A 13,767-nucleotide genomic window follows, 5' to 3' on the forward strand; every position below is an offset into this window, starting at 1 on the left:
CGGGCGGTAAGTTCGGGGGCATGAGCGATGCGGGGACCGAGCCCACCCTCGAAGCACGTGAGCGGCACGCCGAGCTGTCCCGCGAGCTGGACGAGCACCAGTATCGGTATTACATCCTGCAGTCGCCGGCCGTCGACGACTCGATCTATGACCGGCTCATGCGCGAGCTCGAGGCGATCGAGGCGGAGTTCCCGGCCCTGGTCACCCCCGACTCGCCCAGTCAGCGCGTCGGCGGCACGTTCTCCACCGACTTCGCCGCCGTCGAGCACGCCGAGCGCATGCTCAGCCTCGACAACGCGCTCAACGACGACGCCCTTGCCGCCTGGGCGCAGCGCATCGAGCGCGACGCCGGCAGCGCCCCGCGCTATCTGTGCGAGCTGAAGATCGACGGCCTCGCCATCAACCTCACCTATGAGCGGGGGCGCCTGGTCCGCGCCGCCACCCGTGGCGACGGCCGCACCGGCGAGGACGTCACGCTCAACGTGCGCACCATCGCCGGCATCCCCGAGGAGCTCACCGGCACCGACGTGCCCGACCTGCTGGAGGTCCGCGGTGAGGTGTTCTTCACCCTCGCCGGCTTCGAGGAGGTCAACGCCGCCCAGGTCGCCGCCGGGGAGGACCCGTTCGCCAACCCGCGCAACGCGGCCAGCGGCAGCCTCCGCCAGAAGGACCCGCGGATCACCGCGTCCCGCCCGATGCGGATGCTGGTCCACGGCTTCGGCGCGCGCGAGGGGTTCAATCCCGCGAGCCAGTCCGAGTCCTATGAGCTGATGCACGCCTGGGGGCTGCCGACCTCGCCCCGCTGGAAGGTCTTCGACGACCTCGACGGCGTCCGCTCCTACATCGCCGACTACGGCGCCCGCCGCCACGCCATCGAGCACGAGATCGACGGCGTCGTCGTCAAGGTCGACCAGGTCTCCATCCAGCGCCGGCTCGGCTCCACCAGCAAGGCACCCCGCTGGGCGATCGCCTTCAAATATCCGCCCGAGGAGGCGATGACCAAGCTCCTCGGCATCGAGGTCAACGTCGGCCGCACCGGCCGCGTCACCCCGTTCGCCGTGATGGAGCCCGTCTCCGTCGGCGGCGTCAAGGTCGCCCAGGCCACCCTGCACAACGCGCAGGAGGTCGTCCGCAAGGGCGTCCTCATCGGCGACACCGTCGTCATCCGCCGCGCCGGCGACGTCATCCCCGAGGTCCTCGGCCCGGTCGCCGACCGCCGCGACGGCACCGAGGTCGCCTTCGTCATGCCTGCCGACTGCCCGTCCTGCGGCACGTCCCTCGCCCCGGAGAAGGACAGCGACGTCGACATCCGCTGCCCCAACGCCCGCACCTGCCCGGCCCAGCTCCGCGAGCGCCTCTTCGCCCTCGCCGGCCGCAACGCCCTGGACATCGAGGCCCTCGGCTGGAAGTCCGCCGCCGCCCTGCTCGAGTCCGTCATCGTCAACGAGGCCGACCTCTTCGACATCGACGCCGACAAGCTCGCCAAGGCCCCCTTCTTCGTCAACAAGGACGGCTCCCTCAGCAGCACCGCCCACCAGCTGCTCGCCAACCTCCAGGAGGTCAAGGAGCGCCGCCTCTGGCGCGTCATCGTCGCCCTCTCGATCCGCCACGTCGGCCCCACCGCCGCCCAGGCCCTGGCCGGCTCGATCGGCTCCCTGCAGACCATCGCCACCGCCACCCCCGAGGAGCTCGCCGCCGTCGAGGGCGTCGGCCCCACCATCGCCCGCGCCGTCCACGACTGGTTCACCGTCGACTGGCACCGCGAGGTCGTCGACCGCTGGTCCGCCGCCGGCGTCCGCATGGTCGAGGACCAGGTCACCTCCGGCCCCCGCCCCCTCGACGGCATCACGGTCGTGGTCACCGGCTCCCTGGACCGCTTCTCCCGCGACCAGGCCACGGAAGCCATCACCTCCCGCGGCGGCAAGGTCTCCGGCTCCGTGTCGAAGAAGACCCACTTCGTGGTCGTCGGCGAGTCCCCGGGCTCCAAGGCCGACAAGGCCGCGACCCTGAAGGTCCCCATCCTCGACGAGGCCGCTTTCGAAACCCTCCTCACCGAAGGCCCGGACGCCGCCCGCGCCCTGGCCCAGCCCACCGACACCCCGGCACCCGACTCCGCGGCTCCGACCGCCCTCGCGCCCGCAGCCGCCCCGACCGATCCCGTGCCCGACACCCCCGCCGAGGCTCCCGCCGACACCGCCGGCTGAAGCCCTGGCTGCGGTCCCGGCCGACACTGCCGGCTGAGGGTCCGGCTGAGGTTTCTGTCGGCGCCGCCGTCTGGGGTCCGGTCTGGTGTCCGGTCCGAGGTCCCGTGTGAAGTCCCGGCCGACGCCGCCGGTTGGAGTCCAGTCCGAGGTCCCGGCTGAGGTTTCGGCCGACGCCGGGCAATGTCCAGCTGACGCCTCTGTCCGTGCCCGCGGCCGAGGTCCCCAGCCGGCGCTCGCCTCGGGCAGGCCTGAGCTGGCACGACCCTGCTGGGCCCAGCCGGGGTCACATTTGGCGTCCGGTCATGCTTTTCGGCCAATGTCGCAGCGGGGCTTCAGTCGACGTGGCAGGGTGCTTCGGCTGGGGTTCCAGCCGGCGTCCCTGTTGTCTTTTCGATCAACGGCCCGGCTGAGGCCTCAGCCGACGCGGCCCTGCGGCGTCTCCGCCGGGGTCTGGGCCGGCGTTGCTGCTGTGCTCCAGGTCGGGGCTTCTGCTGGTGTTCGGCGGAGGGCTCAGTTGACTCTCTATTGCCTTGGGCTGCTGTGCTGGACGGCGGCGCGCTGGGACTTGCCGACGTCCCGATCCGCGCTCGCCTTCAGCGGGCCCGATCTGGCGCGTTCCCGCAAGGGCTCCGCCGGGGGGTTCGATCGGCGCTCCTGCTGCGCTTCCAGCCGGCGCTCCCGCCGGTGTCAGGCGAAGGGCTCAGTTGATTCTCCGTTGCCGTCCGGCTGACGGGGTTGAACGGCGGTCCGCCAGGGCTCGCCGACGTTTCCAGCCCATCGTTCGCCTTCGCCGGGCCTGATCCGGCGCGGCCATGCTGAGACTTCTCGGAGTCGAGTCGGTGTTCCTGCTGCGCTCCCGGCCGGCGCTCCTGCTGGTGTTCTGTGAAGGGCCCGTCCGGATCCGCCGATGTCTGAGCCGTCCCGGCTGACGGACGCTTCGACCGACGCCGGGGCTCCGGCCGGCGTTTCTGCCGGACGCCGCCGCCCTTCAGCGGACCGCACCTGCCGCGCTCCTGCCGGACGCGCCGCGGAAGGGTGGGTCACGGAAGGTCGGGGGGTCGTCACGGAGTGGGAATGTGGGGCTGAGAGGGTCGCTCGGACGGGCGAACGGCGGGCGATTTGTGCATCGATTCAGCATCCTTTCCGGTTTCGGCGCCTGTTCAGGGTGCAGGCTCGCAGGGCGTCTCGACGGAGTTGTCGATGGCACCCGAGCGGGGGAGTGGATGGAGCAGAGCGCGCTGCGCAATGTCGCGCCGCCACGGCATGCTCATCGGTTCTTCGCGTACGTCGCGGTGGTGGTGGCGGCGGGGGTGGTGCTGCTCGTCGCCGGGCTGCGTGACGGGTTTCCGGCGAGCCTGCCGGCGGCGTTCTGGATGCTCGCCGCGTGCGCGGTGGTCGCCGACACCAGGCCGTTCGTGCAGGTCGACCGGGACGACGTGATCGTCACGCTGCCGTCGGTGTGTTTCACGTTCGCGATTCTGCTGGCGTTCGGGTTCGCGCCCGCGGTGCTGGTGCAGCTGGCGGCGGTGGCGATCACGGCCGGCCGGTTGCGGCACGCGCTGTGGCGGGCGGCGTTCAACGCGGCGCAGTATTTCGTGTCGTTCGCCGTGGCGGATCTGATCGTCAGGAGGTCGCAGCACGTCGGCTGGGTCGTGGTGGCGGCGGTCGCGTGGTTCGTGGCCAACAACCTGCTGGTGTCGACCGCGGTGTGGCTGCGGTTCGCGCAGGGGTGGCGGGCGAGGTTCGTGCGGGCGGTGAAGACGGACGCGCTGGCCACCGGGGCGCTGCTGCTGTCAGCGCCCGGGCTGGTGGCGGCCGCGAGGGTCGACGTGCTGATCATCCCGTTGGCGCTGGTGACGTTGTACGCCGTGCGCAGGATGACCTCCCTGTCGGCGCAGCGGGCGATGGCGGCGCGGCGGGATCCGCTGACCGGGCTGGCGAACCGTAAGGGCCTGGAGCGGGCGGTCGAAGGGCGGTTGCAGGAGCACGCGGAGCGGGCGGCGAACCAGCAGGCCGCGCGGCGGCTGGCGCTGCTGCTGCTGGACCTCGACGGGTTCAAGCAGGTCAACGACTCGCTCGGGCACAGGGTCGGGGACCGGCTGCTGGTCGAGGTGGCGGCGCGGCTGAAGGGCAGGGCGGGTGCGGAGGTCGGGCGGCTCGGCGGTGACGAGTTCGCGATCGTGGTGCCGCACCTGCGGGACGTCGCCGAGGCCAGGGCGCACGCCGAGCGGATCATGGAGGCGCTGCGGGAGCCGGTGCTGCTGGACGGGCTGCCGATCGACGTCGGCGGGTCGGTGGGGGTGGCGGTGTATCCGGAGCACGGCACCGGCTTCGAGGAGCTGATGCAGCACGCCGACGTCGCGATGTACGACGCGAAGGGGCGCGGCGACAACCTCGCGGTCTACGCGCCCGAGGCCGACCACAACTCCCCGGAGCGGCTGAGCCTGCTGGCCGACCTGCGCAAGGCGCTGGAGGCGGAGCGGGACGAGAGCATCGAGCTGTACTACCAGCCGCAGGTCGAGCTGGCGACCGGCGAGGTCGTCGGGCTGGAGGCGCTGCTGCGGTGGCAGCACCCGCAGCGGGGGCTCATCGACCCGGAGGAGCTCATCAAGGTCGCCGAGCACAGCGCGGTGATGCGGCTGCTGACGTTCCGGGTGATCGACGACGTGCTCGACCAGCTGGTGGCCTGGGGCGATGCGGGCGGGCGGGTCCGGGTCGCGGTCAACGTGAGCGTCCGCGACCTGCACACCGGGGAGATCGCCGACCGGATCGAGGCGAAGCTGCGGCGGACGGGGATCGAGCCGGACCGGCTGGAGCTGGAGATCACCGAGAGCGCGCTGATGGCCGACCCGCGGCGGGTCCTCGCCACCCTGGCCAGGCTGGAGCGGCTCGGCATCGCGATCGCGCTGGACGACTTCGGCACCGGGTACAGCTCGATGCTGCACCTGCGCCGGCTGCCGCTCAAAGAGGTGAAGATCGACCGGTCGTTCGTGCTGGGGGCGGCCACGGACGCCGACGACGCGGCGATCGTACGGTCGATGATCGACCTGGCCAGAGCCCTCGGGCTGCGGGTGGTGGCCGAGGGCGTCGAGGACGAGCGCACCTGGCGGATGCTGGTGGAGGCCGGCTGCGACCTGGCCCAGGGCTGGTACTTCGCCCGCCCGATGCCACCGGCGCGGCTGCTCGACTGGCTGACCCGGCACCGCCGGGCCACGGTCGCGCACAGCAAATGAGCGAATAAAAGGCCGCGCGCACAGCCCCCGGTGGCGACGAAATAGACTGCGACGAGCCGACTGTTGAAGGAGCATCGCACCCATGGCCACCATTTCCCGCGAAGAGGTGGCGCATCTCGCGCGCCTCGCGCGGCTTGCAGTCACCGATGACGAGCTCGACACCTTCGCCGGGCAGCTCGACGTGATCCTGCAGGCCGTCGCCCAGGTGGGCGAGGTCGCCGCGGTTGACGTGCCGCCGACGTCGCACTCCGTCCCGCTGACCAACGTGTTCCGCGACGACGTCGTCGTGCCGGGGCTGACGCGCGACGAGGCGCTGTCCGGTGCGCCCGACGCCGAGGACAACCGCTTCCGCGTTCCGCGGATCCTGGACGAGGAGGCCTGAGTCATGTCTGACGTCACCAAGCTGACCGCGGCCGAGCTCGGCCGCAAGCTCGCCGCGAAGGAGCTGTCCGCGGTCGAGGTCGCCACCGCCCACCTGGACCGCATCGCCGCGGTCGAGGACAAAATCCACGCGTTCCTGCACGTCGACCGCGAGGGCGCCCTCGCCGACGCGCGGAAGATCGACGACGCGCGGGCCAGGGGCGACGAGGCCGGCCCCCTCGCGGGCGTGCCGATCGCCGTCAAGGACGTGATCACCACCAAGGGCGTGCCGACGACCGCGGGGTCGAAGATCCTGGAGGGCTGGCGCCCGCCGTATGACGCGACGATCACCACGCGGCTGCGCGAGGCCGGTCTCGTCATGCTGGGCAAGACCAACATGGACGAGTTCGCGATGGGCTCGTCCACCGAGTATTCGGCGTACGGCCCCACGTACAACCCGTGGGACACCAGCAGGATCCCCGGCGGCTCCGGCGGTGGCTCGGCCGCGGCGGTCGCCGCCTACGAGGCGCCCCTGGCGATCGGCACCGACACCGGTGGCTCGATCCGCCAGCCGGCCGCCGTCACCGGCACCGTCGGCGCGAAGCCGACCTACGGCGGCACCTCCCGCTACGGCCTGGTGGCGTTCTCCAGCTCGCTGGACACGCCGGGCCCGTGCGCGCGGACCGTCGAGGACGCGGCGCTGCTGCACGCGGTCATCGGCGGGCACGACCCCCGGGACTCCACGTCGATCCCGCAGCCGGTGCCCGACGTCGTCGCCGCGGCCCGTCTCGGCGCCACCGGTGACCTCAGCGGGGTCCGGCTCGGCCTGGTCAAGGAGTTCGCCGGCGACGGTGCCGAGCCCGGCGTCGCCGCCGCGTACCGCGAGTCGGTCGACGCGCTGGTGAAGCTCGGCGCCGAGGTCGTCGAGGTGTCGTGCCCCAACTTCAAGTTCGCGCTGCCGGCGTATTACCTGATCGCGCCGAGCGAGTGCTCGTCCAACCTGGCCCGCTTCGACGGGGTCCGGTTCGGCCTGCGCAGCGGCGACGACGGCAACCGCTCCCTCGAAGAGGTCATGCAGCTGACCCGCGAGGAAGGGTTCGGCCCGGAGGTCAAGCGGCGGATCATCCTGGGCACCTACGCCCTGTCCGCCGGCTACTACGACGCCTACTACGGGCAGGCGCAGAAGGTGCGGACCCTGATCACCAGGGACTTCCAGCAGGCCTTCGAGAAGGCGGACGTGCTGGTGGCGCCGACCACGCCGTTCGTGGCGTTCCCGCTCGGGTCGCGCACGTCGGATCCCTACCAGATGTATCTCGCGGACCTGTACACGATCCCGTCGAACCTCTACGGCGGCCCGGCGATCTCGGTCCCGGCCGGCCTCTCCGAGGGGCTGCCGGTGGGCCTGCAGATCATGGCGCCGACGATGGCCGACGACCGGATGTACCGGGTCGCCGCGGCTCTCGAGTCGGCGCTGCCGCCGCTCACCCCGCCCGCGCTCTAGGCACCGCGAAGGGGCGGCTCACCACGAGCCGCCCCTTTTCGAAGGGTCAGCCCCGGCTGCCCTGGCGCCACGAGAACGGACCGGGAAGGTCGACGCGGTTCTTCTTGCTCCGCGAGTTCCACGACCAGGGGCCCAGCTTGAAGCTCCAGGACGAGAAGCCGTCCTGGGTGAAGTGGAAAATGAACGGGCCGAACTTCTTGCTCTTCCGAAACTGCACCGGCATGGCGTTCTCCTCTCCAGGTGGATGGTTGATACCCAATGCCGCGCGTGGATACACCAGAGGCTGAAAGTAGGCGTTAGATGAGCACCGTGACCCAGCTGTCGTATGACGAGGCGGTGGCCCGCTTCGAGCCGGTCATCGGCCTGGAGACGCACGTCGAGCTCGGCACCAACACCAAGATGTTCTGCGGCTGCCCGACCGAGTTCGGCGCCGAGCCCAACACGCAGGTCTGCCCGGTCTGCCTCGGCCTGCCCGGTGCCCTGCCGGTCGCCAACCGCGCCGCGATCGAGGCCACCATCCGCATCGGGCTCGCGCTCAACTGCTCGATCGCGCCGTGGGGCCGCTTCGCCCGCAAGAACTACTTCTACCCGGACATGCCGAAGAACTTCCAGATCAGCCAGTACGACGAGCCGCTGTGCGTCGACGGCTACCTCGACGTCGACGTGGACGGCGAGCTGGTGCGCATCGGCATCGAGCGGGTGCACCTGGAGGAGGACACCGGCAAGTCGCTGCACGTCGGCGGCGCCACCGGCCGCATCCACGGCGCCACCGAGTCCCTTGTGGACTACAACCGGGCCGGCATCCCGCTGGTGGAGATCGTGACGAAGCCCGTGCCGGGGACCGGCGCGCGGGCGCCGCAGATCGCCAAGGCGTATGTCACGGAGCTGCGCGACGTCATCCGGTCGCTGGGGGTCTCCGATGTACGGATGGAGCAGGGCTCGATGCGCTGCGACGTCAACACGTCGCTGAACCTGCCGGGCGCGGAGTGGGGCACCCGGACCGAGACGAAGAACGTCAACTCGCTGCGCAGCGTCGAACGCGCCGTCCGCTCCGAGATCATCCGCCAGTCGGGTGTGCTCACCGACGGCGGGACGATCACCCAGGAGACCCGGCACTTCCACGAGAACACCGGCGAGACCACGTCGGGCCGCAGCAAGGAGACGGCGACCGACTACCGCTACTTCCCGGAGCCGGACCTCGTGCCGCTCGCCCCGTCCGCGGAGTGGGTCGCCGAGCTCAAGGCGGCGCTGCCGGAGCTGCCGCGGGTCCGCCGCCAGCGCCAGCAGGCCGAGTGGGGCTTCTCCGACCTCGACATGCAGTCGGTGCTCAACGCCGGCGCCTGGGAGCTCATCGAGGCCACCGTCGCCGCCGGTACCACCGCCGCGGCCGCACGCAAGTGGTGGCTCGGGGAGCTCGCCCGGCACGCCAACGAGACCGACACCGAGCTCGACGCCCTCGGCGTCAGCCCGCAGGCGGTGGCGCAGCTGCAGGGGCTCGTCGACGCGGGCAAGATCAACGACAAGCTCGCACGGGTCGTGCTCGAGGGCGTCATCGCCGGCGAGGGCGCACCCGCCGACGTCGTCGCCTCCCGCGGCCTGGAGGTCGTGTCCGACGAGGGCGCGCTGACCAAGGCCGTCGACGAGGCGATCGCGGCCAACCCCGACATCGCCGCCAAGGTCCGCGACGGCAAGGTCGCCGCGGCCGGCGCGCTCGTCGGCGCGGTCATGAAGGCCACCGGCGGCAAGGCGGACGCGAAGACGGTCCGCGAGCTGGTCATCGCCCGCTTGTCGTAGGCGATGGCGTAACGGACGACGACGGCGTCGGCACCGCGGACAGCGACGGTGCCGGCGCCGCCTTGTCGGGGGCCACGATGTGCCGCTGGAGCGACACCTCGGTGAGGCCCGTCCCGCCGACCTGGATGTCGTCGTACGCCGTCAGGTGCCGCTCCTTGTCGAAGTACAGGATGGACAGCGCGAGCGGCAGCGGCTTGGCGCTCTCCAGCCCGCGCAGGCCGGCACCGCCCGTGGATCCCTCGACCATCAGCAGGGTCCGCTCCGGCTGCTGTACCGCCGGCGAAGGTCCGCCGGACGGCAGCACGACGGGGATGCTCGGGTCGAGCCGGCTGACCGAGCGGGCGTGCCGGTGCCCGGCCAGGACCAGCGGGCAGATCCCGGCGAGCGGCTGCGCGGCCACGGGGTCGTGGACGAGCGCGACGTCGACCGGTTTCGGGCTGGTCAGGATCTTCTCGGCGAGCAGCTCACCGGACGTGACGACGGCCGCGTGCTGCTGCTCGTTGGTGGCGTCGGTGGACTTGTCCGGGGTGAAGCGCGGGTCGCCGATCCCGGCGAACGTCAGCCCGTCGACGGTGGCGATCGAGTTGTCGAGCACGATCGCGTTGGGCTGCTTCGCGACCGCGGCGGCGGTGACCGCCGAGTCGTGGTTGCCGCGGACGTACAGGTACGGCACCCGCAGCTTGCTGATCTCCCCGACGTAGGAGGACTCCGGCTCGCTGCCCCAGTCGTTGATGTCGCCGGTGTCGGCGACGATGTCGACGTCGAACTGGTCCGCGACGGTCCGCACCACGCCCCACGCCGCCGGGTTGAGGTGCATGTCCGAGATGTGCAGGACCTTCGTCGCGCTGGTGTCCGGCTCGTACACCGGCAGCGCGGAGATCGTGCCGTACAGCTTGGACACGTTCAGGACGATCTTCTGCAGCTGCGCCCGGTACTCCTCGTAGCGGTCGGTGATCCGGCGGGCGTCGCCGATGATGGCGGGCGCGTTGACCAGCAGCCCGCGGTAGGTCGGCTCCTGGATCGCGGCCGGCTTGAACGTCAGCGCGGTCGCGCCGCCGACGGAGGCGAGCACCGCGACGACCACCAGGCCGCCGATCGCCGTGTCGCGCCGCGTCCGGAACACCAGTCCGACGAGGATCATGGCGCCGAGCAGCCCGGAGCCCGCGGTCTGCAGCGCCAGCCGGCGCACGCCGAGGTTGAGCTGGTCGACGGCGTCGTGGCTGACCTGCTCCAGGTTGCCGCCGCCGGCGACGACCGCCCTGGTCCGGGCCTCGTCCAGGGACTCGAGGCGGATCTGCAGGTGGGCCGGGCCGTCGTGGCTGTCCAGCTCCAGGGAGCCCAGCGGCGGGATCTCCACCGACGTGTCGCCGTGCAGCGACGGCGTCAGCGACAGCTGCGCCTGGAACGGGCCGATGTCCTGGGTCGTGTGGCCGCCGAGCTGGACGCCGATGAGCATGCCGACGATCGCGACGACGCCGAGCAGGATGCCGTGCAGCACCCGCCGGGTGCGCCGCCAGCCCTTGCTCTCCGCGCGGAACGGGCGGCGCCAGCCCGTGCTCGCGGCGCGGGACGGGTGGCGGCGACCGGCGGCCATGACGATCGCCCGGCGCTGGATCCGGCGGGCGGCCACGGCGGCCCGCCGGTGGAACGGTGAGGTCAACTCTTGCCGGCCCCGCCCACGTTGCTGATCACGATCTGCAGCAGCTTGTCGTCGTCGGCCTTCGGGGTGCCCCGGCCGTCCTTGTTCGAGGTGGAGACCCAGATGCTGTTGTCCGGCGCCGCCACCGCCGCGCGGAACCGGCCGTGGGTGTCCTTCAGCAGCGCGTTCGGCGCACCGAGCAGCCCGCCCTGATCAGTGAGCTGCATCACGTACAGCCGCTGGCCCTTGAGGCACGAGGTGATGAGGAAGGTCTCGACGGCGGCCAGACCGGAGCACGACGCCTCGGACGTCTTCCACACCTGGACGGGGTCGACGAACTTCGGGTCGCCGCCCTTGCCCTCGTACGTCGGCCAGCCGTAGTTCTTGCCCGCCTCGATCACGTTGATCTCGTCCCATTCGCCCGAACCGAACTCCACGGCATACATCCGCTTGTTCTTGTCCCACGCGAAGCCTTGCACGTTGCGATGTCCGGAGCTGTACACGGCGGTTCCGTACGGGTTACCGGGGGCCGGTTTCCCGTCGGCCTGGATCCGCAGGATCTTCCCGCCGAGGCTGTTGAGGTCGGGCGCGCTCTCCGGCTTCGACGCGTCGCCGGTCGACACGTACAGGAAACCGTCGGGCCCGAAGTGGATCTGACCGCCGTTGTGGATCGACGACTTGGGGATGCCCGTCAGGATCGGGGTCGGCGGCGAGCCCAGCACGAGCTTCGCGACCCGGTTGTCGTCCTTGGCGGTGTAGTAGATGAACACGGTCTGGTCCGTGTCGTACGACGGGGACACCGCGATGCCCATGAGGCCGCCCTCGCCGCCCGGCACCACCTCGTCGACCGTCTGCGCGGTCGACACGGCCAGGCCGTCGGCGGTGGCCTCCTTGCCGACCTTCAGGATCTTCTTGCTGTCACGCTCGGTGACCAGCGCGGTGCCGTCCGGCAGGAACGCGATGCCCCACGGCACGGCAAGGCCCTTGGCCAGGGTCTTCGTGGCGACCTGGGCCTGGCCCTCCTCCTGGCTGCCGCCGGAGGTGGACGCGCTCGGATACGGCGACATCTTCGGCGGCGAGCCCAGCTCGTCGGGCGGCGGCGGCCCGAACGCGCAGCCCGCGAGGGTCACCATCGCCACGGCGGCCGCCGTCAGGCTCTTTGCGTACGTCCGGGCGTTCACCCGGCCAAGACTAGCGTTGCCCGACATCATCTTCCTTTCAACCTTTGTCAGTGGGTCGGCGTCTGCCCCGGTGACGGCCGAACCGACCTTGTGCAGAGGAGCCATATGGCAGCCGGTGAGTTCCAGGACTTCGTCGAGGTCCGGTACGGCGACCTGTTGCGCACCGCGTACCTGCTGACCGGCAGCCGGCACGCCGCCGAGGACCTGCTGCAGAGCAGCCTGCTCAAGGTCATGCGGCACTGGGACCGGGTCGACGAGCCCCTGGCGTACGTGCGCCGCGCCATGATCAACCAGCGGACGAGCATCTGGCGGCGGCTGCGCAACGCGGAGGTGCTGACCGGCGACCCGCCAGACCTGCCCGGCGCCGACCCCACCGACCGGATCCTCCAGCGGCGGACGCTGCTGGCGGCGCTCGACCGGCTCCCCGCGCGGATGCGGGCGGTGCTGGTGCTGCGGTACTGGGAGGACCTGACGGAGACCGAGACGGCCGCGCTGCTGGGGATCTCGGCCGGATCGGTGAAGAGCCAGGCGTCGCGCGGGCTCGCCCGCCTGCGGGACGTCCTCGGCGCGGAAATGCTGTCCAGGAGGGCATCGTGAGCATCGACCTCGAACAGGCCCTGCGGGCCGCCTTCCGGGACGCGGCCGAGCCGGTCGTGCCCCGCCCCGACCCGATGGGGCGCCTGCTGCGGCGCCGGCGGCGGCGCTGGGCCCGGCCCGCCGCGCTGCTCGCCGCCGTCGCGGTCGCCGCGGGCCTGATCCCGGCCCTGCAGCAGACGGCCGACCCCGACGTGCCCCGGCCCTACCCGCCGCTGCCGAAGTGGACCCTGGCGCTGCTCGACTCGCCGACCCGCGGATCCCTCGCCGGCGACCGGGACCTGGAGCGCGCCGTGCGGGCGGCGGTCCCCGGCGGGGTCAAGATCCTGTTCCTCGGCGACGTGGAGGGCCGCCGGTTCCTCGTGTACGTGCGGTACGACGAGGACACCGCGACGCTGTACCACGGCGACGTCCCGATCCAGGGCTCCGCCGACCAGCTCGTCGGCGCCGCGACCGCCGGCCGGCTGGCGCCGCTGGTCAGCGTCACCAGCACCGCGGTGCCGGTGGTCATCGGGCTCGCGCCGGCGGCCTGCACGATCGAGGCGTCCACCGGCGTCTCCGTCAGCCTGGAGAACACCGTCCAACGCAGGTGGGCCGAGGTGCCGGACGGCAGCTGGGTCGTCCGGACGACCCGCGAACTGCCGGAGCGGTGGCGGGTCACCTGCGGCGACGGCGTGGTCCGCTCCGACGCGCCGGCGGTCGGGATCAACGACGGCGACGGCGGCGACTCGACGGACCTGATCGCGGCCGCCGGGATCCAGCACGGGTCGGTCCTGCTGCGTTGGGCGGGGAGGGTCGGCGGGGTCTCGTGGACGCTCTCCACCGCCCAGCTCCCCGACGATTCGGTCGCGGTCGTGCTCGCGTCCGAAGCCGTCGGCAAGACGACAGTCGTCACGGACTTCGCACCGGTACCGGTCGACGGCCGGAGACTGATGTCGACGACCGTCAGCAACGATCCGGAGCTGTTCGCCGTCAGGGTCCCGGACGGCGGCCGGCTCAGCGACCTGGTCCTGATCGTCTCCACGAGACCCGGCGCAGCCGAGGTGACCGTCCGAGCGGAGATCGGCACGCAGACGGTGCCGCTGCAGGACGGCACCGCCGTCGTGCGGACCCGCGGCGGGCCGGTCGTCGTCAAGGACGCCGCCGGCGCGGAGATCGGCACGACGTGGCTGCTGGAGGAGGTGCCGCAGCTGTTCGGGGAGCAGCTCGTGTCGAACTGGTAGCCCGGGCGTGCCGCTGATCGACGTGCTGCGGGACGGCT

The 13,767-nt window shown here is 71.7% G+C and carries 10 protein-coding genes; 7 read left to right on the forward strand and 3 right to left on the reverse strand.

What is annotated here, in order from left to right; translation table 11 throughout:
- Positions 1–20: 20 nt before the first annotated feature.
- The 4 genes from ligA to gatA all read left to right on the forward strand — a co-directional run bounded on the left by ligA (position 21) and on the right by gatA (position 7,298).
- Positions 21–2,204, forward strand: coding sequence for an NAD-dependent DNA ligase LigA (gene ligA, locus ACZ6TV_RS04100; RefSeq protein ID WP_465295170.1), 2,184 nt, complete (start codon positions 21–23; stop codon positions 2,202–2,204).
- A 1,223-nt stretch (positions 2,205–3,427) separates the two neighbouring features.
- On the forward strand, positions 3,428–5,437 hold the full coding sequence (locus ACZ6TV_RS04105) for a putative bifunctional diguanylate cyclase/phosphodiesterase (RefSeq protein WP_465295172.1): 2,010 nt from the start codon (positions 3,428–3,430) through the stop codon (positions 5,435–5,437).
- 82 nt (positions 5,438–5,519) lie between these two features.
- A complete protein-coding gene (gatC, locus tag ACZ6TV_RS04110) occupies positions 5,520–5,819 on the forward strand; it encodes an Asp-tRNA(Asn)/Glu-tRNA(Gln) amidotransferase subunit GatC (protein ID WP_203846342.1) in 300 nt (99 codons plus the stop codon).
- 3 nt (positions 5,820–5,822) lie between these two features.
- Positions 5,823–7,298, forward strand: coding sequence for an Asp-tRNA(Asn)/Glu-tRNA(Gln) amidotransferase subunit GatA (gene gatA / locus ACZ6TV_RS04115; protein ID WP_465295175.1), 1,476 nt, complete (start codon positions 5,823–5,825; stop codon positions 7,296–7,298).
- Between the two features lie 46 nt (positions 7,299–7,344).
- On the opposite strand, the gene ACZ6TV_RS04120 is transcribed toward gatA, so the two are convergent.
- A complete protein-coding gene (locus tag ACZ6TV_RS04120) occupies positions 7,345–7,521 on the reverse strand; it encodes a DUF4236 domain-containing protein (RefSeq protein WP_081971544.1) in 177 nt (58 codons plus the stop codon).
- 77 nt (positions 7,522–7,598) lie between these two features.
- On the opposite strand from ACZ6TV_RS04120, the gene gatB reads away from it, so the two are divergent.
- Positions 7,599–9,092: an Asp-tRNA(Asn)/Glu-tRNA(Gln) amidotransferase subunit GatB gene (gene gatB, locus ACZ6TV_RS04125; protein ID WP_465295178.1), complete on the forward strand. Its 1,494-nt coding sequence runs from the start codon at positions 7,599–7,601 to the stop codon at positions 9,090–9,092.
- Here the strand turns inward: gatB and ACZ6TV_RS04130 are convergent.
- A complete protein-coding gene (locus ACZ6TV_RS04130; RefSeq protein WP_465296097.1) occupies positions 9,073–10,686 on the reverse strand; it encodes a metallophosphoesterase family protein in 1,614 nt (537 codons plus the stop codon). The genes gatB and ACZ6TV_RS04130 overlap by 20 nt on opposite strands.
- Positions 10,687–10,748: 62 nt before the next feature.
- Entirely contained in the window at positions 10,749–11,939 is a 1,191-nt protein-coding gene (locus ACZ6TV_RS04135; RefSeq protein ID WP_465296099.1) for a PQQ-dependent sugar dehydrogenase, read from the reverse strand.
- Positions 11,940–12,017: 78 nt separating this feature from the next.
- Between ACZ6TV_RS04135 and ACZ6TV_RS04140 the strand changes: the two genes are divergently transcribed.
- Positions 12,018–12,509: a SigE family RNA polymerase sigma factor gene (locus tag ACZ6TV_RS04140; protein ID WP_465295180.1), complete on the forward strand. Its 492-nt coding sequence runs from the start codon at positions 12,018–12,020 to the stop codon at positions 12,507–12,509.
- Positions 12,506–13,729, forward strand: a complete 1,224-nt coding sequence (locus tag ACZ6TV_RS04145; RefSeq protein ID WP_465295182.1) for a hypothetical protein — start codon at positions 12,506–12,508, stop codon at positions 13,727–13,729. Before ACZ6TV_RS04140 ends, ACZ6TV_RS04145 begins: the two co-directional genes overlap by 4 nt.
- Positions 13,730–13,767: the final 38 nt, after the last annotated feature.

This window comes from Dactylosporangium sp. NPDC051087 (assembly GCF_055586325.1).

Coding starts and splice junctions, on each gene's coding strand:
- ligA (WP_465295170.1), top strand. CDS start 21: ATGAGCGATGCGGGGACCGAGCCCACCCTCGAAGCACGTGAGCGGCAC.
- ACZ6TV_RS04105 (WP_465295172.1), top strand. CDS start 3,428: ATGGAGCAGAGCGCGCTGCGCAATGTCGCGCCGCCACGGCATGCTCAT.
- gatC (WP_203846342.1), top strand. CDS start 5,520: ATGGCCACCATTTCCCGCGAAGAGGTGGCGCATCTCGCGCGCCTCGCG.
- gatA (WP_465295175.1), top strand. CDS start 5,823: ATGTCTGACGTCACCAAGCTGACCGCGGCCGAGCTCGGCCGCAAGCTC.
- ACZ6TV_RS04120 (WP_081971544.1), bottom strand. CDS start 7,521: ATGCCGGTGCAGTTTCGGAAGAGCAAGAAGTTCGGCCCGTTCATTTTC.
- gatB (WP_465295178.1), top strand. CDS start 7,599: ATGAGCACCGTGACCCAGCTGTCGTATGACGAGGCGGTGGCCCGCTTC.
- ACZ6TV_RS04130 (WP_465296097.1), bottom strand. CDS start 10,686: ATGGCCGCCGGTCGCCGCCACCCGTCCCGCGCCGCGAGCACGGGCTGG.
- ACZ6TV_RS04135 (WP_465296099.1), bottom strand. CDS start 11,939: ATGTCGGGCAACGCTAGTCTTGGCCGGGTGAACGCCCGGACGTACGCA.
- ACZ6TV_RS04140 (WP_465295180.1), top strand. CDS start 12,018: ATGGCAGCCGGTGAGTTCCAGGACTTCGTCGAGGTCCGGTACGGCGAC.